At 70.7% G+C, this 21,942-nt stretch carries 4 protein-coding genes; 1 reads left to right on the top strand and 3 read right to left on the bottom strand.

The window, feature by feature from the left end:
* Nucleotides 1-64: 64 nt before the first annotated feature.
* Nucleotides 65-5,704 (bottom strand): type I polyketide synthase, encoded by a 5,640-nt coding sequence (locus tag OG550_RS28140; protein WP_327682167.1) that lies wholly within the window; start codon nucleotides 5,702-5,704, stop codon nucleotides 65-67.
* A 44-nt stretch (nucleotides 5,705-5,748) separates the two neighbouring features.
* Complete coding sequence (locus OG550_RS28145; protein ID WP_327682169.1) at nucleotides 5,749-17,673, bottom strand: SDR family NAD(P)-dependent oxidoreductase; 11,925 nt, start codon at nucleotides 17,671-17,673, stop codon at nucleotides 5,749-5,751.
* A 749-nt stretch (nucleotides 17,674-18,422) separates the two neighbouring features.
* On the opposite strand from OG550_RS28145, the gene OG550_RS28150 reads away from it, so the two are divergent.
* Entirely contained in the window at nucleotides 18,423-21,194 is a 2,772-nt protein-coding gene (locus tag OG550_RS28150) for a helix-turn-helix transcriptional regulator (protein ID WP_327684207.1), read from the top strand.
* Between the two features lie 165 nt (nucleotides 21,195-21,359).
* Here OG550_RS28150 and OG550_RS28155 read toward each other — a convergent pair whose 3' ends face one another.
* Nucleotides 21,360-21,782 (bottom strand): cold-shock protein, encoded by a 423-nt coding sequence (locus OG550_RS28155; RefSeq protein ID WP_327682171.1) that lies wholly within the window; start codon nucleotides 21,780-21,782, stop codon nucleotides 21,360-21,362.
* Between the last annotated feature and the right edge of the window lie 160 nt (nucleotides 21,783-21,942).

The following is a 21,942-nucleotide window of genomic DNA, read 5'->3' on the forward strand; positions in this document are numbered from 1 at the left end:
AAGCGGCGCACCGCTCCAGGGGCCCGGCGGGAGGACGCGCCCTGCGGCATCGCCTGACGGAACGTCAGGACGACGCACCGGAGCCGGAGTTGCCCATGGCGAGCTGGATAAGGGAGGAGGCGTCCATAGCCATGATGGACTCGCTGCGGTCCGCCTCCTCACCCCCCTGGCCACCGCCGGGCCGACGGCCCTCGGCAAGCTCAAGCAGCGGGTCGAGCAGGCCGCTCTCACGCAGTCGGGCCAGCGGCAGCGAGAGCAGCGCCTCCCGGATCCCGGCCTCCTCGGCGGCCTGCGGATCGACCGCCTCCTCGGCCGAGGCCGGAAACAGCTCGTCGCGCAGGAAGCCGGCGAGCACCTCCATCGTGGGATAGTCGAAGACGGCCGTGATGGGCAGCCGCACCCCGGTGGCGGCGTTGAGCCGGTTCCGCAGCTCCACCGCCGTCAACGAGTCGAAACCCAACTCCTTGAACGGCCGGTCGGTGTCGACGGCCTCGGCCGAGGCGTGGCCCAGCACCGACGCGACCTGTCGGCGGATCAGTGCCAGGAGCGTGTCGTAGCGCTTGGCCGCGGACACCGCGGTCAGCTGTCCGCGCAGCTGCGCCCCGGAGTCCCCGCCGTCGCCGGAGGTCCGGCGCGACGCGCCGGGGGCCAGCCCGCGGAGGACCGGCGGGAGTGCGCCGTCCCCGGCCTGGGCGCGCAGCGCGGCCGGGCTCAGCCTGACCGGGAACAGCACGGGCTCGTCCGAGCGCCAGCAGGCGTCGAACAGCCCGAGGCCCTCCTCGGACGGCAGCGGGACGACGGCCCGCATCGAGGTGTTGGCGAGCAGCGCGGCGTCGAACCGTCCACCCATCCCGCTGCTCGTCTCCCACAGGCCCCAGGCCAGCGAGGTGGCCGTCAGCCCGTTGGCACGGCGGTGCTGCGCCAGCGCGTCCAGGAAGGTGTTGGCGGCGGCGTAGTTGCCCTGTCCGGTGCCGCCGATGGTGCCGGCCACCGAGGAGAAGAGCACGAAGGCCGCCAGGTCGGTGCCCTCGGTCAGCACGTGCAGATTGACCGCCGCGTCGACCTTCGGGCGGAACACCGCGTCGACCTTCTCCGGCGTCAGCGATGCCAGCAGGCCGTTGTCGACCGTTCCGGCACAGTGCACCACCGCGGTCAGCGGGTGTTCGGCGGGGACGTCGGAGAGTGCTCGGGCCAGCGAGGCGCGGTCCGCCACGTCACAGGCCACCACGGCGGCGTCGGCACCGGCCTCGCGCAGGTCGTCCACCAGCTCGGCGGCGCCCTCGGCCGCCGGGCCCCGGCGGCTGAGCAGCAGCAGCCGGCGCGCGCCGTGCTCGGACACCAGCCGCCGGGCCACCATGGCGCCCAGGCCGCTGGTGGCACCGGTCACCAGGACGGTCCCCTCGGGGTCGAACCGGGTCGGCGCGGGCGGTTCGGAGGCGTCCGGTGCGGTGTCCGCGGGGAGGGCGCGGAACCGGCCCAGCCGGGGTGTCAGAGCCGCCCCGGCGCGCAGCGCCAGCTGGTTCTCGCCGGAGGCCAGTGCCGCCGGCAGAGCCCGCCAGGAGGCGGTGTCGCCGTCCACGTCGAGCAGCACGAACCGGCCGGGGTTCTCGGCCTGGGCCGAGCGCACCAGCCCCCAGAGCGGTGCCCCGGCCAGCCCGGTCACGTCCTCCCCGTCGCGCGCGGCCAGTGCCCTGCGGGTGACCACGACCAGGCGGGCCGAGGACAGCCGCTCGTCGAGAGCCGGGTCCAGCCAGGCCCGGGCCGTGTCCAGCACCCGGCCGGCGGCCAGCCGGGCGGCCTCGGCCAGGTCGGTGAGCCCGCCGGGTCCGTCGGCCGAGGGGTCGATCAGCACGAAGTCGGGTGCCGCGGCTCCCTCGGTGAGGGAGGCGGCCAGCGCCTCCAGGTCGGCGAAGGACACCGGCCCGCCCTCGGAGCGGTCGTGCGCGAGTTCGAGCAGGTCCGGTCCCACCGGGCCGAGCACCGCCCAGCGGGGGCCGGCGGCCGCTTCGACGGACGCCGCCGTCCAGTCGATCCGCAGGAGCGAGTCCCGCCGTGCGCCGGCGGTGAACTGCTCCGTCGCGATCGGGCGCATGGCCAGCGAATCCACGGAGACGACGGGCACACCCGCGGTGTCGGTGGCGAACAGCGTGAGCGAGCCGGCACCGGCCGGTGCGAGCCGCACCCGGAGGGACGAGGCGCCCGCCGCGTGCACCGACACGCCGCTCCATGCGAAGGGGCGCCAGCCCGGCACGCTGTCGTCCAGCAGCCCTCCCAGGCCCACGGTGTGCAGGGCGGCGTCCAGCAGCACGGGGTGGAGGGTGAAGCCGCCCGCCCGCTCCAGCTGTCCGGACGGCAGGGTCACCTCGGCGAAGACCTCGCTTCCCCGCCGCCACGCGGCGCGCAGTCCTTGGAACGCCGGGCCGTAGAAGACCGGTCCGTCGGCGGCGATCTCGTACAGGTCGTCGACCGGCACGGGCTCGGCACCCGGCGGTGGCCACTCGGAGAGATCGGGGGAGGACGGGCCGCCGCCGGCGGCCAGCAGCCCGCTGCCGTGGCACAGCCACCCGGCGCCTTCCTCGGCGTCCTCGTCCTGCGAGTACAGCCGGATCGGTCGGAGTCCCGCCTCGTCCGGCGGGCCCACGATCAGCTGGAGGCGCACGTGTCCGCGGGGCGGCAGCAGGAGGGGCGCCTCCATGGTCAGCTCTTCGAGCCGGTCGCAGCCGACCTGGTCACCGGCGAGCATCGCCAGCTCGACGAAGGCCGTCCCGGGGAGCGGTACGGTCCCCATCACCCGGTGGTCGGACAGCCACGGGTGGGTGCGCAGTGACAGCCGGCCGATGAGCGCCAGGCTCTCGGAATCGGCCAGGCGGACGACGGCGCCGAGGAACGGGTGGCCCGACGCGTCGAGCCCCACGCCGGTGACGTCGCCACCGGTGCCGGGCTCGGGCCAGAAGCGTTCGTGTTGGAAGGCGTAGGTGGGCAGGTCGATCCGGTGGGCGTCGCGGCCGGCGAGGGCGCTGGTCCAGTCGACGGTGGCGCCGCGGACGTAGGCCTCGGCGAGGGAGGTCAGGAACCGTTCGGTCCCGCCCTCGCCCCGGCGCAGTGAGCCGATGACGGTGGGTTCGGTGCGGTGGTCGGGGGTGTCCTCAAGGGTCTCCTGGACGGGGACGGTGAGGACGGGGTGGGGGCTGGCCTCGATGTAGGTGTGGTGGCCGTCGGCGGCCAGGGCGCGGACGGCGGTCTCGAAGCGGACGGTCTGGCGCAGGTTGCGGTACCAGTAGCCGGCGTCCATCACCGCCGTGTCGATGCCCTCCCCGGTGACCGTCGAGTAGAACGCCACCGACGACGACACCGGCCGCACCGGCGCCAACGCCTCCAACAGCTCCGCCTCCAACGCCTCCACCTGCGCGGAGTGCGAGGCGTAGTCCACCGCGATCCGCCGCGCCCGTACCCCGTTCGCCTCGCAGTCCGCGAGCAGTGCCTCCAGCCCCGCCGTCCCACCCGAAACCACCACCGAGGACGGGCCGTTCACCGCCGCGACCGACACCTCACCCCCGAACCCCGCCAACAACCCCTCCACCACCGCGAGCGGCGCCGACACCGACACCATCCCGCCCAACCCCGACAGCCGTGCCGCCACCAGACGCGAACGCACCGCCACCACCCGCGCACCGTCCTCCAACGACAACCCGCCCGCCACCACCGCAGCCGCCACCTCACCCTGCGAATGCCCCACCACCGCCGCCGGCTCCACACCCGAAGACCGCCACAACGCCGCCAACGACACCATCACCGCCCACAACACCGGCTGCACCACATCCACCCGCCCCCAGCGGGGATCCTCCTCACCCGCCTCGACCACATCCCGCAACGACCAGTCCACAAAAGGCGCCAGAGCGCGCTCACACGCCGCCATCGACTCCCCGAACACCACCGACGAACCCCACAACTCCCGCCCCATCCCCACCCACTGCGACCCCTGACCCGGAAACACCAACACCACCCGCGAACCCGCCTCCACCACACCCCGCACCACACCCGCACCACCACCACCCGCCGCCACCACCCGCACACCCTCCACCAACTCCTCCACACCACCCCCCAACACCACCGCCCGATGCTCGAACCGCGACCGTCCCGACGCCGACGACCACGCCACGTCCACCGGCCGGACATCCGCCCCGGCCAACGCCTCCACCAACCGCCCCGCCTGCGCCCGCAACGCCGCCTCCGAACGCCCCGACACCACCAACGGCACCACCACGCCGTCCAGCGCCACCGGCACCGGCTCCACCGGCAGCTCCACCGCCGGCTCGTCCACCGGGGCCTGCTCCAGGATCATGTGGGCGTTGGTCCCGCTGATGCCGAACGACGAGACGCCCGCGCGACGCGGAGCACCCGTCTCCGGCCACTCCCGGGCCTCGGCCAGCAGCTCCACCGCGCCCGCCGACCAGTCCACGAACGGCGTTGGCTCGTCCACGTGCAGCGTCCTCGGCAGGACCCCCTGCCGCATCGCCATCACCATTTTGATCACACCGGCCACGCCCGCAGCGAAGAGGGTGTGGCCGATGTTGGACTTGATCGAGCCGAGCCAGAGCGGGCGGCCCTCCTGCCGGTCCTGGCCGTAGGTGGCCAGCAGCGCCTGCGCCTCGATCGGGTCACCCAGCGTCGTCCCCGTCCCGTGCGCCTCCACCACGTCCACCTCGGCGGACGACAGCCCGGCGTCGGCCAGCGCCTGACGGATCACCCGCTGCTGGGACGGACCGTTGGGAGCGCTCAGGCCGTTCGACGCACCGTCCTGGTTGAGCGCGCTCCCCCGGATCACGGCCAGCACCGGATGCCCGTTGCGCCGCGCGTCCGACAGCCGTTCGACCACCAGGACGCCGACGCCCTCGCCCCAGCCCGTGCCGTCGGCCGCGCCGGCGAAGGCCTTGCACCGGCCGTCCGGCGACAGTCCGCCCTGCCGGGAGAACTCGGTGAAGGTCATCGGCGTGCACATCACGGAGACGCCGCCGGCCAGCGCCATGCCGCACTCCTCCTTGCGGAGGGACTGCACGGCCAGGTGCAGCGCCACCAGCGAGGACGAGCAGGCGGTGTCCACCGTGAGCGCGGGACCCTCCAGACCCAGGGTGTAGGCCACCCGCCCGGACAGCACGCTGCCCGTGGTGCCGGTCAGACCGTGGCCCTGACCGCCCTTCGAGGACGTGGCCAACAGCCCGGCGAAGTCCTGGGAGGTGCCACCGAAGAACACCCCGGTCCGGCTGCCCTGGACGGAGTGGGGGTCGATCCCCGCGTGCTCCAGGGCCTCCCAGGACGTTTCGAGGAGCAGCCGCTGCTGCGGGTCCATCGCCATCGCCTCACGGGGCGATATCCCGAAGAACGACGCGTCGAACTCCGATGCGTCGTAGAGGAATCCACCCTCCAGAGGGGTGGCGTTGCCGCTCTCGTGGGTGTCGGGGCCGTAGAGGCCGTCCAGGTCCCAGCCGCGATCGGTCGGGAAGCCCGCGATGGCGTCGGTGCCGCCGGCCACCATCCGCCACATGTCGTCGGGGGTCACGACACCGCCGGGATAGCGGCAGGCCATGCCGACGATGGCGATCGGCTCCCGCGACCTGTCCTCCACCTCCTTGAGACGGTGCTGGAGGTGGCGCGCGTCGGTGATGGCGCGCTTCAGGTATTCGCGAAGCTTGTCCTCTTCGGACATGTGGATCGGCTCCTCGGGGATGAGTGGTTGCATTGCCTGCGCGGTCAGGAGACCCCGAAACCCTTGTCGATCAGGTCGAAGAGGTCGTCGTTCGTGGCCGAATCGAGGTCGTCGCCGTCTCCCGGCACGTCGCCGTCGCCGTTCCAGCGGGCGACGAGCGTCTTCAGGCGCCGTGTCACCAGGCCGCGGTCCGCGTCGTCGGAAGCGATCGAGGACAGCGCGGCCTCCAGCCCGGTCAGGCCGGCCAGTGCGGTGTCGATGGGGGTTTGGGTGGTGTCGGGGAGGAGTTGGGTGAGGAGGTGGGTGGTGAGGTCTTCGGGTGTGGGGTGGTCGAAGACGAGGGTGGCGGTGAGTTGGAGTCCGGTGGCGGTGTTGAGGGTGTTGCGGAGTTCGATGGCGGCGAGGGAGTCGAAGCCGTGTTCGCGGAAGGTGCGTTTGGGGTCGATGGTGTGGGGGGTGGTGTGGCCGAGGACGGTTGCGGTGTGGGTGAGGGTGAGTTCGAGGAGGGTGCGGTGTCGGTCGGTGGGGGTGAGGGGGTGGAGTTGTTGGGTGAGGGTGTGGTGGGTGGTGGTGTGGTGGGTGGTGGTGGCGCGGGGGAGTGGGGTGCGGGTGAGGTTGTGGAGGAGGTGGGGGAGGGTGTGGTTGTTGGCTTGGGTTTGGAGGGTGTGGGGGTTGAGGCGGAGGGGTGCGAGGTGGGGGGTGTGGAGGGTGAGGGCGGTGTCGAAGAGGGTGAGTCCGTCGTGTTCGGTGAGGGGTTGGACGCCGGCGCGGGTCATGCGGTTGAGGTCGATGTCGGTGAGTTGGGCGGTCATGCCGTTGGTGTCGGTCCAGGCTCCCCAGGCGAGGCTGGTGGCGGGGAGGTTGTGGTGGTGGCGGTGGTGGGCGAGGGCGTCGAGGTAGGTGTTGGCGGCGGCGTAGTTGGCTTGGCCGGCGGCGCCGAGGAGGCCGGCGGCGGAGGAGAAGAGGATGAAGTGGGTGAGGGGGTGGTTTCGGGTGTGGTGGTGGAGGTTGGTGGCGGCGTCGATTTTGGGTTGGAGGACGGTGTGGAGTTGGTGGGGGGTGAGGTTGGTGGTGAGGGCGTCGTCGAGGGTGCCGGCGGTGTGGATGACGGTGGTGAGGGGGTGGTCGGGGTGGATGTGGGTGAGGAGGTGTTGGAGTTGTCGGGGGTCGGCGGTGTCGCAGGCGGTGAGGGTGATGTGGGCGCCGGCGTTGGTGAGTTCGGTGGTGAGTTGGTTGGCGTTGGGGGCGTCGGGGCCGCGTCGGCTGGTGAGGATGAGGTGGCGGATGCCGTGGTGGTGGACGAGGTGGCGGGCGATGAGGGAGCCGAGCATGCCGGTGGCGCCGGTGATGAGCGCGGTACCCGACCGGTCCAGCGGCCGGGGGATCGTCAGGACGGCCTTTCCGGTGATCTTGGCCTGACTCAGGTTGCGGAAGGCGTCCCGGGCCTGTCGCACGTCCCACACGGTGATCGGCGGATGCCGGAGCTTCCCCTGGCGGAACAGCTCCATCACCTCGCGCAGCATCCCCTGCGTCCGGTCGGGGCCGGCGTCCTGGATGTCGTACACCCGGTAGTCGACGCCGGCGTGGGCCGCGGCGACCTCGTCGGGGTCGCGCTTGTCGGTCTTCCCCATCTCCAGGAAGCGGCCGCCGCGCGGCAGCAGGCGCAGGCCCGCGTCGACGAACTCCCCGGCCAGGCAGTCGAGGACCACGTCCATGCCGCGGCCGCCGGTCGCCGCCAGGAACCGCTCCTCGAACTCCACCGTACGGGAGTTGGCGATCCGGTCCGGAGCCAGCCCGTTGGTGCGCAGCGCCTCCCACTTGCCGGGGCTCGCCGTGCCGTAGACCTCGGCGCCCAGATGCCGCGCGAGCTGGACGGCGGCCGTGCCGACACCGCCGGCGGCCGCGTGGACCAGCACCGATTCCCCGGCCCGCAGGCCGCCGAGGTCCACCAGGCCGTAGTACGCGGTGAGGTAGGTGATCGGCACCGCCGCGCCCTGTTCGAAGGTCCAGTCGTCCGGCATCCGGGTCAGCCACCTGTGGTCGGTGACCGCCAGCGGCCCGAATGACGTCGGGCACAGTCCCAGGACCCGGTCGCCCACCGCGACGTTCTCCACGCCTTCGCCGATCTCCAGCACGACGCCGGAGGCTTCGCCGCCGATGCCGTCCTGTCCCTCCACGACGCCGAGGGCGACGATCACGTCACGGAAGTTCAGGCCCGCGGCCCGGACGGAGATCCGTACCTGCCCCGGCGCCAGCGGCGCCAGGACCTCCGGGTACGGGACCAGTTCGAGGCTTTCGAGGACGCCGGGACGCGCGGTGTCCAGCCGCCAGGGAAGGTCCCCCGTCGGCGGTCGGAGTGAGGGGTGGGAGCCCATCCGGGCGAGGCGCGGAGCGAGCAGCCGGCCCTGCCGGATCGCCAGACGCGGCTCGGTGGCGCCGAGTGCGGCCGGGAAGGCGGCGGCGGTCGCCGGATCCCGGTCGGTGTCCAGGAGCGTGATGCGCCCGGGGAACTCGCTCTGCACCGAGCCGATCAGCCCCCACAGGGCGGCGGCGGCGAGGTCGGTGACGTCCTCGTGGTCGCCGGCGGCCACCGCCCCGCTCGTGGCGAGCACCAGGTGAGTGGTCGCGAACCGGTCAGCGGCCAGCCAGGACCGCACGAGGTCCAGGGTGCGCCGGGTCGCCTCGTGGGCGGCGGCCACGACGTCCGGGTCCGGACCGCCGAGCAGGAAGGCGACCACGGCGGCCCCGGCCGGAACCGTGTGCCCGGCGTCCGGTGCGAGGAGCTCGGACAGGTCGGCCGTCGTTCCGACGGCTTCGGCGGAGAGGCCGAGCGGATCCGGACCGGCCACCACGAAGGCGGACGGACCGTCGGCCGGCGTGCCGGTCATCGGCGCCCAGTCCAGCCAGAAGAGCGAGTCGTCCTGGGAGGTCGGCGATGCGGGTTCCGGCCGGTCGCCGGCCACCTCCCTGACCACCAGCGAGTCGATGCTGATCACGGGCCGACCGGCGTCGTCGCTCGCGCTGATCGCGAAGGACGACGGGCCGGTGGGTGTCAGCCGGACGCGCACCGCGCCGGCTCCGGCCGCGTGGAGGGTGCAGCCGGTCCAGTTGAACGGCAGCCGGACGCCGTCGCTCCGCTGCTCGGCGAAGGCCAGCGCGTGCAGCGTCGCGTCCAGGAGCGCGGGGTGGAGGCCGAAGCGGTCGGCTTCGGTCCGGTGGTCCTCCGGGAGGCTGATCTCGGCGTAGACCTCGTCGCCGAGCTTCCATGCGGCCCGGACGCCCTGGAAGGCGGGACCGTAGTGGTAGCCGGTCTCCAGCAGGTCGGTGTAGAGGGTCGAGACGTCGACGGGGGTGGCTTCGTCCGGCGGCCATGCGGCCGTCCGCTCCGGTTCGTCGGGGCGCTGATCGGTCAGGACGCCGGCCGCGTGCTGGATCCACGGCCCTTCACCGGCGCGTCCGTGCACGGTCAGTGTCCGTCGGCCGGCCTCGTCGGTCGGGTTGATCCGGACCTGGACGGTCACCGCGGCGCGCCGCTCAGAGGCCAGGGTGAGCGGTGCGAGGAGGGTGAGTTCGGCGACGTACGGCGTGTCCGTCTCCTGGGCGGCCCGGAACGCCAGTTCGAGGAAGGCGGTGCCGGGCAGGAGCACGGTGCCGTTCACGGCGTGGTCGGCGAGCCAGGGGTGCGTGGTCGGCGAGATGCGGCCGGTGAGGAGCAGGGTGCCGTCGTCGGGCAGCGTCGTGGCCGAGGTGAGCAGCGGATGGTCGACGGCGGTGAAGCCGACCGCCGCCGGATCGGCCTTCGGCCTGTGCTGGAGCCAGTAGTGCTGGTGGTGGAAGGGGTAGGTGGGGAGGGGGGTGGGGGTGGTGGGGTGGTGGGTCCAGGTGATGGGGATGCCGTTGGTGTGGGCGTGGGCGAGGGTGGTGTGGAGGGTGTGGTTGTCGGGTTGGTTGCGGCGGAGGGTGTGGGTGTGGGTGGTGTTGGGGGGGAGGGTGGTGGTGGCGTGGTTGGTGAGGGTGGGGTGGGGGCCGATTTCGATGGTGTGGGTGATGTTGTGGGTGTGGAGGGTTTGGAGTGCTTGGTGGAATCGGACGGGTTGGTGGATTTGGTTGGTCCAGTAGGTGGGGTCGGTCCAGTGGTCGGGGTTGTCGGGGATGGTGCCGGTGACGGTGGAGACGAGGGGGGTGGTGGGGTGGTGGTAGGTGATGGTTTGGGCGGTTTTGTGGAATTCGTCGAGGATGGGGTGCATGAGGGGTGAGTGGAAGGCGTGGCTGACGGGGAGTCGTTTGGTGGTGCGGCCTTGGTGGGCGAAGTGGTTGGCGATGTTGGTGATGGTGGTGGTGTCGCCGGAGATGACGAGGTTGTCGGGGGTGTTGATGGCGGCGATGGAGGCGTGGTGGGTGTGGTCGGTGAGGTGGGGGGTGAGTTCTTCTTCGGTGGCTTGGATGGCGATCATGGCGCCGTTGGTGGGGAGGTTCTGCATGAGGCGGGCGCGGGTGGCGATGAGGGTGCAGGCGTCTTGGAGGGTGAGGATGCCGGCGGCGTGGGCGGCGGCGAGTTCGCCGATGGAGTGGCCGGTGAGGGCGTGGGGGTGGAGGTTGTGGTGTTCGAGGAGGCGGTGGAGGGCGATTTGGAGGGCGAAGGTGGCGGTTTGGGTGTAGAGGGTTTGGTTGAGCAGGGTGGCGTGGGGGGTGTCGGGGGGTGCGAAGAGGACGTCGCGGAGGGGGTGGTCGAGGTGGGGGTCGAGGTGGTCGCAGATGGTGTCGAGGGTGTGGGCGTAGGTGGGGTGGGTGGTGTAGAGCTGGTGGCCCATGCGGGGGTGTTGGGCGCCTTGGCCGGTGAAGAGGTAGGCGTAGCGGGGTTGGTGGGCGGTTGAGGTGATGAGGTGGGGGTGGGGGGTTTGGGTGGCGAGGGCTTGGAGGGTTTGGAGGAGGGTGTCGCGGTCGTTGTGGGTGGTGAGGATGGCGGCGCGGTGGTGGAGGTGGGCTCGGGTGGTGGCGAGGGTGTGGGTGGTTTGGTGGATGGTGAGGTCGGGGTGGGTGGTGAGGTGGTGGTGGAGTCGGGTGGCTTGGGTTCGGAGGGCGTGGGGGGTGGCGGCGGACAGGAGGAGGGGCAGCGGCGGGGTGGTGCTGCCGGTGCTGTCAGTGGTGCCGGTGTTGCCGTCGGTGTTGTCAGTGCTGTTGTCGGTGGTGTTGGGGGTGGGGGGTGCTTGTTCGAGGATGATGTGGGCGTTGGTGCCGCTGACGCCGAAGGAGGAGACGCCGGCGCGGCGGGGGCGGTCGAGTTCGGGCCAGTCGAGGGTTTCGGTGAGGAGGTGGACGTTGCCTTCGGTCCAGTCGACTTCGGTGGTGGGGGTGGTGATGTGGAGGGTTTTGGGGAGTCGGCCGTGGTGGATGGCCTGGACCATTTTGATGATGCCGGCGGCGCCGGCGGCGGCTTGGGTGTGGCCGAGGTTGGATTTGACGGTGCCGAGGTGGAGGGGTTGGTGGTGGGGGCGGTCGTGGCCGTAGGTGGCGATGAGGGCTTGGGCTTCGATGGGGTCGCCGAGGGTGGTGCCGGTGCCGTGGGCTTCGACGGCGTCGATGTCGGTGGTGGTGAGGCGGGCGTTGGTGAGGGCTTGGCGGATGACGCGTTGTTGGGAGGGTCCGTTGGGGGCGGTGAGGCCGTTGGAGGCGCCGTCCTGGTTGACGGCGGTGCCGCGGACGAGGGCGAGGACGGGGTGGTTGTTGCGTTGGGCGTCGGAGAGGCGTTCGACGAGGATGACGCCGGCGCCCTCGGACCAGCCGGTGCCGTCGGCGTCGGCGGAGAAGGACTTGCACCGCCCGTCCGACGCGAGACCGTTCTGACGGCTGAAGTCGATGAAGGTCGCCGGGGTCGCCATCACGGTGACGCCGCCGGCCATGGCGAGGTCGCACTCGCCGTTGCGCAGGGACTGGACGGCCAGGTGCAGGGCGACCAGTGACGACGAGCAGGCGGTGTCGATGGTGACCGCGGGGCCCTCCAGGCCCAGGGTGTAGGCCACCCGGCCGGACAGCACACTGCCCGCCATCCCCGTTCCGACGTAGCCGGCCGCCTCGGCCGGTATGGTCTCCGGGTCTCCGGCGTAGTCGTGGTACATGATGCCCGCGAACACGCCGGTGCGGCTTCCGCGGACGGAGTGCGGGTCGATGCCGGCGCGCTCGAACACCTCCCAGGACGTTTCGAGGAGCAGCCGCTGCTGCGGGTCCATCGCCAGCGCCTCGCGCGGTGAGATCCCGAAGAACTCGGCGTCGAACCCGCCCGCGTCGTAGAGGAAGCCGCCCTCCATCGTGGTGGAGCCGCTCGCCTCGGGCCCGTAGAGCTTCTCCAGGTCCCAGCCGCGGTCGTCCGGCATGGCCGAGATCGCGTCCCGGCCCTCGGCGACCAGCTGCCACAGCTCGTCCGGCGACGTCACCCCGCCCGGGTAGCGGCAGGCCATCCCCACGATCGCGATCGGCTCGGTGATGCGCGCTGCGGAGTCGTCGAGGTGCTCCGCGGTGTCGATGGGGGTTTGGGTGGTGTCGGGGAGGAGTTGGGTGAGGAGGTGGGTGGTGAGGTCTTCGGGTGTGGGGTGGTCGAAGACGAGGGTGGCGGTGAGTTGGAGTCCGGTGGCGGTGTTGAGGGTGTTGCGGAGTTCGATGGCGGCGAGGGAGTCGAAGCCGTGTTCGCGGAAGGTGCGTTTGGGGTCGATGGTGTGGGGGGTGGTGTGGCCGAGGACGGTTGCGGTGTGGGTGAGGGTGAGTTCGAGGAGGGTGCGGTGTCGGTCGGTGGGGGTGAGGGGGTGGAGTTGTTGGGTGAGGGTGTGGTGGGTGGTGGTGTGGTGGGTGGTGGTGGCGCGGGGGAGTGGGGTGCGGGTGAGGTTGTGGAGGAGGTGGGGGAGGGTGTGGTTGTTGGCTTGGGTTTGGAGGGTGTGGGGGTTGAGGCGGAGGGGTGCGAGGTGGGGGGTGTGGAGGGTGAGGGCGGTGTCGAAGAGGGTGAGTCCGTCGTGTTCGGTGAGGGGTTGGACGCCGGCGCGGGTCATGCGGTTGAGGTCGATGTCGGTGAGTTGGGCGGTCATGCCGTTGGTGTCGGTCCAGGCTCCCCAGGCGAGGCTGGTGGCGGGGAGGTTGTGGTGGTGGCGGTGGTGGGCGAGGGCGTCGAGGTAGGTGTTGGCGGCGGCGTAGTTGGCTTGGCCGGCGGCGCCGAGGAGGCCGGCGGCGGAGGAGAAGAGGATGAAGTGGGTGAGGGGGTGGTTTCGGGTGTGGTGGTGGAGGTTGGTGGCGGCGTCGATTTTGGGTTGGAGGACGGTGTGGAGTTGGTGGGGGGTGAGGTTGGTGGTGAGGGCGTCGTCGAGGGTGCCGGCGGTGTGGATGACGGTGGTGAGGGGGTGGTCGGGGTGGATGTGGGTGAGGAGGTGTTGGAGTTGTCGGGGGTCGGCGGTGTCGCAGGCGGTGAGGGTGATGTGGGCGCCGGCGTTGGTGAGTTCGGTGGTGAGTTGGTTGGCGTTGGGGGCGTCGGGGCCGCGTCGGCTGGTGAGGATGAGGTGGCGGATGCCGTGGTGGTGGACGAGGTGGCGGGCGATGAGGGAGCCGAGCATGCCGGTGGCGCCGGTGATGAGCGCGGTACCCGACCGGTCCAGCGGCTCTTCGGCTCCGTCGATCTGTTCGGTGATCACCTCGGCGGCGGTCATCCGGACCAGGCGGGGCATCCACGCCTCGCCGGAGCGGAACGCCAACCGCGGCTCACCCGAGTCGAGAGCCGTGCGGAGCACCGCGGCGGGCACCTGCCGGCCGTCGGTGTCCCACAGGGTGATTCGGCCGGGGTTCTCGCTCTGCGCGGAGCTGACCAGGCCCCAGACCGCGGCGTGGACCAGGTCGGGCGGAGTCGTCGACCGCTCCGTCACCACGGCGTTCCCGGTCAGCACGATCAGTCGGGTGCCTACCAGTCGCTCGTCACTCAGCCATGACTGGAGGAGGTGGAGCGTGTGCTCGGTGGCCTCGTGCACGTGGGCCACTGTGTCCGTGTCCGTGTCCCCGGCGCCGTCGGTGAGCTGCAGCAGCATGAAGTCGGGGGCCGGGGAGCCTGCTTCGATGGCCCGGGAGAGGGCGGACACGTCGGCGAACACCTCGACGGCCTGGTCGGAGGAGTCGAGCAGCGCATCGCCGCGAGGGCCCTCCGAACCGAGCAGGGCCCAGCGTCCGGTCGGCTCGGCGTCCTCGCGGGAGGCGAGGTTCGTCCAGGACAGCCGGTGCAGACACTCCCCGAGGATGTCCCGTTCCGCTCCGTTCAGGCTTTCGGCCGGGAGTTCACGCACCGTCAGCGACTCGATGGAGGCGACGGGCCGGCCGGCGGCATCGGCGAGGGCCAGTGCGTAGGCGTCCGGTCCGGTGGGGGTGAGCCTGACCCGGAGGGACGAAGCGCCGACGGCGTTCAGCGACGCGCCGCCCCAGCTGAACGGAAGTCGGCCGCGCCCGGACTCCGAGCCGGTGGCGGTGAACACCGCGATGTGGAGGGCGGCATCGGCGAGCGCGGGGTGGAGGCCGAAGCGGTCGGCTTCGGTCCGGTGGTCCTCCGGGAGGCTGATCTCGGCGTAGACCTCGTCGCCGAGCTTCCACGCGGCCCGGACGCCCTGGAAGGCGGGACCGTAGGCGAACCCGGCTCCGGCCAGGTCGTCGTAGAGACCGTCGACGACGAGCGGGTCCGCGCCGGCCGGCGGCCACTGTGTCAGATCGGACTTCGCTGCGGGCCGTCCCGGGGTGCCCGGGGCTAGCACACCGCTGGCGTGGCAGGTCCAGGCCTCGTCACCCGTCGCACCGGTCTCCGGACGCGAGTGGACGGTGAACCGCCGGCGTCCCCGGGTGTCGGGAGCGGCCACGGCGAGCTGCATCTGGACCCCGCCCTGCGTGGGCAGGAGGAGCGGCAGTTCGAGGACGAGTTCCTCCACCTGCTCGGAGCCGAGGGTCCTGCCCGCGTGGAACGCCAGTTCGAGGAAGGCGGTGCCGGGCAGGAGCGCGGTGCCGTTCACGGCGTGGTCGGCGAGCCAGGGGTGCGTGGTCAGGGAGATGCGGCTCGTGAAGAGCCAGCCGTCGGAGTCCGCGAGGGTGATGGAGGCACCCAGCAGCGGGTGGTCGGGCGAGGCCAGTCCAGCCCTCCCGAGGTCACCGGCGTCCCGTTGCGCCTGGAGCCAGTAGTGCTGGTGGTGGAAGGGGTAGGTGGGGAGGGGGGTGGGGGTGGTGGGGTGGTGGGTCCAGGTGATGGGGATGCCGTTGGTGTGGGCGTGGGCGAGGGTGGTGTGGAGGGTGTGGTTGTCGGGTTGGTTGCGGCGGAGGGTGTGGGTGTGGGTGGTGTCGGGGGGGAGGGTGGTGGTGGCGTGGTTGGTGAGGGTGGGGTGGGGGCCGATTTCGATGGTGTGGGTGATGTTGTGGGTGTGGAGGGTTTGGAGTGCTTGGTGGAATCGGACGGGTTGGTGGATTTGGTTGGTCCAGTAGGTGGGGTCGGTCCAGTGGTCGGGGTTCTCGGGGATGGTGCCGGTGACGGTGGAGACGAGGGGGGTGGTGGGGTGGTGGTAGGTGATGGTTTGGGCGGTTTTGTGGAATTCGTCGAGGATGGGGTGCATGAGGGGTGAGTGGAAGGCGTGGCTGACGGGGAGTCGTTTGGTGGTGCGGCCTTGGTGGGCGAAGTGGTCGGCGATGTTGGTGATGGTGGTGGTGTCGCCGGAGATGACGAGGTTGTCGGGGGTGTTGATGGCGGCGATGGAGGCGTGGTGGGTGTGGTCGGTGAGGTGGGGGGTGAGTTCTTCTTCGGTGGCTTGGATGGCGATCATGGCGCCGTTGGTGGGGAGGTTCTGCATGAGGCGGGCGCGGGTGGCGATGAGGGTGCAGGCGTCTTGGAGGGTGAGGATGCCGGCGGCGTGGGCGGCGGCGAGTTCGCCGATGGAGTGGCCGGTGAGGGCGTGGGGGTGGAGGTTGTGGTGTTCGAGGAGGCGGTGGAGGGCGATTTGGAGGGCGAAGGTGGCGGTTTGGGTGTAGAGGGTTTGGTTGAGCAGGGTGGCGTGGGGGGTGTCGGGGGGTGCGAAGAGGACGTCGCGGAGGGGGTGGTCGAGGTGGGGGTCGAGGTGGTCGCAGATGGTGTCGAGGGTGTGGGCGTAGGTGGGGTGGGTGGTGTAGAGCTGGTGGCCCATGCGGGGGTGTTGGGCGCCTTGGCCGGTGAAGAGGTAGGCGTAGCGGGGTTGGTGGGCGGTTGAGGTGATGAGGTGGGGGTGGGGGGTTTGGGTGGCGAGGGCTTGGAGGGTTTGGAGGAGGGTGTCGCGGTCGTTGTGGGTGGTGAGGATGGCGGCGCGGTGGTGGAGGTGGGCTCGGGTGGTGGCGAGGGTGTGGGTGGTTTGGTGGATGGTGAGGTCGGGGTGGGTGGTGAGGTGGTGGTGGAGTCGGGTGGCTTGGGTTCGGAGGGCGTGGGGGGTGGCGGCGGAGAGGAGGAGGGGCAGCGGCGGGGTGGTGTTGCCGGTGCTGTCAGTGGTGCCGGTGTTGCCGGTGTTGCCGTCGGTGGTGTCGGTGGTGTCGGTGGTGTTGGGGGTGTTGGGGGTGGGGGGTGCTTGTTCGAGGATGATGTGGGCGTTGGTGCCGCTGACGCCGAAGGAGGAGACGCCGGCGCGGCGGGGGCGGTCGAGTTCGGGCCAGTCGAGGGTTTCGGTGAGGAGGTGGACGTTGCCTTCGGTCCAGTCGACTTCGGTGGTGGGGGTGGTGATGTGGAGGGTTTTGGGGAGTCGGCCGTGGTGGATGGCCTGGACCATTTTGATGATGCCGGCGGCGCCGGCGGCGGCTTGGGTGTGGCCGAGGTTGGATTTGACGGTGCCGAGGTGGAGGGGTTGGTGGTGGGGGCGGTCGTGGCCGTAGGTGGCGATGAGGGCTTGGGCTTCGATGGGGTCGCCGAGGGTGGTGCCGGTGCCGTGGGCTTCGACGGCGTCGATGTCGGTGGTGGTGAGGCGGGCGTTGGTGAGGGCTTGGCGGATGACGCGTTGTTGGGAGGGTCCGTTGGGGGCGGTGAGGCCGTTGGAGGCGCCGTCCTGGTTGACGGCGGTGCCGCGGACGAGGGCGAGGACGGGGTGGTTGTTGCGTTGGGCGTCGGAGAGGCGTTCGACGAGGATGACGCCGGCGCCCTCGGACCAGCCGGTGCCGTCGGCGTCGGCGGAGAAGGACTTGCACCGCCCGTCCGACGCGAGACCGTTCTGACGTGACGCTTCCACGAAGGTGGTGGGCGTGGCCATGACGGTGACGCCGCCGGCCATGGCGAGGTCGCACTCGCCGTTGCGCAGGGACTGGACGGCCAGGTGCAGGGCGACCAGTGACGACGAGCAGGCGGTGTCGATGGTGACCGCGGGGCCTTCCAGGCCCAGGGTGTAGGCCACCCGGCCGGACAGCACACTGCCCGCCATCCCGGTGCTGAGGTACCCCTCCACTTCCGGGGGCAGAGTGGCGGGGTCCCCGGCGTAGTCGTGGTACATGATGCCCGCGAACACGCCGGTGCGGCTTCCGCGGACGGAGTGCGGGTCGATGCCGGCGCGCTCGAACACCTCCCAGGACGTCTCCAGCAGCAGCCGCTGCTGCGGGTCCATCGCCAGCGCCTCGCGCGGTGAGATCCCGAAGAACTCGGCGTCGAACCCGCCCGCGTCGTAGAGGAAACCGCCCTCGCAGGCGTAGCTCGTACCGGGGCGGTCGGCCGTGCGATCCGGTTCGTAGAGCTTCTCCAGGTCCCAGCCGCGGTCGTCCGGCATGGCCGAGATCGCGTCCCGGCCCTCGGCGACCAGCTGCCACAGCTCGTCCGGCGACGTCACCCCGCCCGGGTAGCGGCAGGCCATCCCCACGATCGCGATCGGCTCGCTGTCCCCTGCCTCCAGCTTCTTGATACGGCGGTGCGCCACACGGAGGTCGGCCGCCATCCGCCGCAGGTAATCAACGAGCTGAGATTCGTCCGTCATTTCTTACCCCGCTGAGAGAGAGCAAAGGATACGTGGGATTAATAATCTGGAAAGAGGTGCAAGCCGGACAGGAGACCTGTCCGGCGCTTCTTTCCTATGAATATGGGCAAGCGGATCCGGTGCTTGCACGGTCGCCATGCGATTGCGGAACCGCCGGTCGGTCGATCCCCACTATGCAGCGCCATTTCCCCTCCTTGCCGGGGAGGCGTCGGCCCCGCGCCGGAAGGCCCTTTCCAACAATGGTCGCACCTGCCGGACGGATATGTGTCCGTGAACACAGACGAACGAGAAGCGCGAGAACGATGCACGGGAATATGTGGGATGATAGCGAGCAGCGGATCCCAGCTACCACCCCTATCGCTCCGGCGGAACCCCTAGACAGCGATGGGCCATCCCGTATCGGTGGCGGCGGATCCCCGTACGAGTGGCCTGTTCGGAACGGCCGGAAATGAATGTACGGACGGCCGGCATTAGTCGTCCGGGTCGATTGGACGTCGCGACCCGCCGGCGGATCCTCTGGTCAGGGGCTGACAAAGTGCCACTTTTAGTAGCGCTCCACCCTCGCCGTGATGACGTTTAGTAGTCGACCGGACTGCATATCGTGATGGCCTCAAGCCGGTCGGCCTGGTACGCTGTGCGGGCTGTCGACTCGAATCCTTGAAGGTTTTTCCTTCCGGCGGAGCCAAATTCCCTTCCCGGGAATTCGAATCTGCTGGATTCGTAATTAAAGTTTAGGGGGAGCTTTGATTTTGGTTGACCGGGAAGTAGAGCTGGAGCTGCTGGAGTCGGCCTTTGGCGACTGTCTGGCGGAGAAGTCCGGGGTGGTCGTTGTCGAAGCCGCCTCCGGGTGCGGCAAGAGTGAAATGCTAGAGGCTTTCGTCGAGCAACTTCCGAGAGCCGAAGTGATTGTCCTGAGGGCTAACTCCGCCTCAATGGAGAGTGCCAACCAGCTCGGTGTGGTGCGCCAGCTGCTGGGCGGCGGACGGGTCCCCGAAGAATTCGTGAACCGGTTCCAGGAGCTTTTGCGGAGGGCTGATCGGGCCGAGGCCATGCAGGAGTTCTCCGCAATGTTGCAGAAGCTCTCCACGGTCGCGCCGGTCGTGATCGCGGTCGATGACCAGCAGTACGCGGACTGCGATTCCCTGCACTTCCTGCTCCATGCGGCCCGCCGGTGCCGTGCCGCCCGGCTGATGATGGTCTTCACCGCATCGCTGGCCGGCACCATCCGCGACCCGCTGTTCAGCACCGAGCTGCTGCGCCAGCCCAACCTGCGGCGCATCCAGCTCAGGGGCCTCAGCCGGCGGGGGGTCGAGAGCATCCTGGAGCGCGACGCGGGCATCCCCGCCGACAGCCGGATCGTGGACGCCTTCCACGCCGCCACCGGCGGGAACCCGCTGCTGGTGCGGGCGCTGATGGAGGACTACCACGCGCTGTCCGACCGCGAGCGGTCGGACTCCGAGAACCCCCAGGCCGCTGCGGGGGGCGCCTTCGGCCGGGCTGTCCTGGCGTGCCTGTACCGGGACGGTGCCGCGGCCCTCGCGGTCGCGCAGGGCCTGGCCGTCCTGGGCGGTGTGGACAGCGGCGGCATCCTCGCCCGGCTGCTCGGCATCACCCCGACGGCGGTCGAGCAGGGACTGTGGGCCCTGAAGGCCGCCGGGATCGTCGACGGCCACTCGTACCGGCACCCGATGGCCAGGACCGCCGTGCTGGAGAGCCTGGACCAGCAGGCCCGGGTGGAACTGCACCTCCGGGCCGCGGCGCTCCTCTACTCGGAGAGCGCGACCACCACGGTCGTGGCCACCCACCTGAGGTTCGCCGACCAGGTCCGCTACCCCTGGGGCATCGCCGTTCTGCGGGATGCGGCGGAGCAGGCGCTCGCCGACGACCACGTCAAGTGCGCGTCGTCCTACCTGGAACTCGCGCATGCGATGTGCGAGGACGGTCAGCAGCGGATCAAGATCAAGCTGAGGCTGGCCGACGTCATGCGCCGGGTCAACCTCTCCGACGCGGAGCTGCACCTCAGGGAGCTGCTGTGTGCGCTGACTTCGGACCGCCTGTCGGTCTCGGAGCTCGCACCGCTGGCGAGGCTGCTCTACGCGCACGGCTGGATCGACGATGCGCGGGAGGTGCTCGACACGCTGGAGCGGCTGACGACGGCGGAGGTCCGCGCCGAGGCCGAGGTCCAGTTCATCAGGCCGTGGCTGTCCGCGACCCCCGCCCCCGTCCGGTCGGTGCCCGCCGCGCAGCCGCCGGTGCGGTCCAAGACGGTGCCGATGCAGCCGAAGGCGTCCACCGGTCGGCTGTCGAGGTTCGGACCGCCCGTCAGCCGACCGTCGGGGCGCCGTCGGCCGGACAGCGCCCTCCAGCTGGAGGAACTCCTCGACAGCTCGCCGTTGACCGATTCGACTCTCGACCCGATCGTGAGTTCACTTCGGGCCCTGCTCCATCGGGGCAGGATCGACATGGCCGGAAGGTGGTGCGACCGGTTCCTCAAGGAATCGTCCGCCAGAAATGCGCCGGGATGGGAGGCCGTTTTCTCGTGTATCCGCGCGGAGATCTCTCTCCACCGGGGTGAACTGGCCGGTGCGGAGGAATTCGCGAAGAGGTCGCTGCGTCATATTCCGCAGAAGTACGGAACCTCTTTTTCAGGGGCGCCCATCGGAATTCTCGCGATGGCGTACACGAACATGGGGAAGTGCGACGAGGCGGCTCGTCAGCTCGACCGGCCGCTGACCGACGCCCTGTTCAGGAGCGTCCACTGGCTGGGGTACCGCAGGGCGCAGGGCCGGTACTTCCTCGCCACCAACCGCTTCGATGTCGCACTGGGCGAGTTCCTCGCCGTGGGCCGGCTGGCGGAGCGCTGGGGCGTCGACGACCCGGCCGCGACACCCTGGCGGGCGGACGCCGCCGAGGCGCTGGTCGCCCTGGGGGACCGGGAGCGTGCAGAGGGCCTCATCGCGGAGCATCTCGCGAGGACGCCGCACAACGCGTGGCGCAGCCGCGGGGTCGCGTTGCGGATCAGGGCCTCGCTGGCCGCGGTCGAGAACCGGTCGGCGCTCCTCACCCAGGCGATCGACGAACTCCAGCTCTCGGGCGACAAGTTGGAGCTGGCCAGAGTCCTGTTCGATCTGGGTACCGTCCATCACTCCAGGGGCGAGTCGGGTCGGGCCGGCATGTTGTTGCGCCAGGCCAATCACATCGCCCAGGAGTGTGGAGCCAGGCCGCTGTCCGAGGAGGCCGGAGCCGCCGGGGGTACCAGGCCCGGTGCGGGCGAATCCCGGTTCGAGGAGAGCGCGGAGAACTCGGCCTCCGACAGCACGCTCAGTGAGTCGGAGCGGCGTGTCGCATGGTTGGCGGTGCGGGGGCATACCAACCGTGAGATCTCGTCGAAGCTCTGCATCACGGTGAGCACGGTCGAACAGCACCTCACCCGGGTCTACCGCAAGCTCGACATCACAGGGCGTCAGGAACTGCCGACCGGCATCCAGGTGCACGGTCTCCACTTCGCCGCAGTGCAGTGACGGGAGGCGCCGCGACCGGCGGCCGGGGATCCGGCCGCCGGTCGCGGCGCCTGGGACGCGTGTCCGGGTTCGCGGAGCCGGAACGGCGGGGAGGGCGGGACCGGTACCCGCGTCCCGCCCTCCCCGCCGTTCGACCCACCCGGAGCGGTGGGGCTCAGCCTGCGCTCAGGACTCGATCCAGCCGTGGGCGCGGGAGAGCTCGATCGCACAGGCGCGCACCTGCACCAGCTGGGCACCGGTCAGGGTCGGAACCGTGCGGAGCAGGGCTTCGGTCAGCTCCTGCTGGAACTCGGCGGCCGACAGCACGTCGCACAGGCCGTCCTCGGAGTCGAGCCCCGCCCGCACCGTCTTGGCGCTCGCCGGGGCCGCCGTGGTCTGCCCGCCTTCGATGAGGCGGACGTCGGACGCCTTCCGCCCGCGGTCACCCATCTCCGACTCGAAGGAGACCCGGATGCCCGGCTGGATCACGTGCTTCTCGCTGAGGAGGTCGTTCGCGTGCATGAAGATGTCCTCGCCGCCGTCATCGGGGGCGATGAATCCGTAGCCGCGCACCTCGTCGAATCGCAGAACTTTCCCTGTTGCCAACATCTGACCACAAACCTCGCAACCTCATGAAACGCAACCAATGACGCAACCAGCGCCGAAGGAAGATTAACAGCGGCCTGTATGCCGTGTAAAGATCTCCGTGGACGCCTGACGGAACTCCGCGGAATTCGCGGGCCGGGCAGCGGAATGTCGGGGAGCCTCG

Source organism: Kitasatospora sp. NBC_00458 (genome assembly GCF_036013975.1).
GTDB lineage: Bacteria > Actinomycetota > Actinomycetes > Streptomycetales > Streptomycetaceae > Kitasatospora.

Bases quoted from the DNA above. Each gene is read 5' to 3' on its own strand.
- OG550_RS28140 (WP_327682167.1), bottom strand. From the start codon at position 5,704: ATGTCCGAAGAGGACAAGCTTCGCGAATACCTGAAGCGCGCCATCACC.
- OG550_RS28145 (WP_327682169.1), bottom strand. From the start codon at position 17,673: ATGACGGACGAATCTCAGCTCGTTGATTACCTGCGGCGGATGGCGGCC.
- OG550_RS28155 (WP_327682171.1), bottom strand. From the start codon at position 21,782: ATGTTGGCAACAGGGAAAGTTCTGCGATTCGACGAGGTGCGCGGCTAC.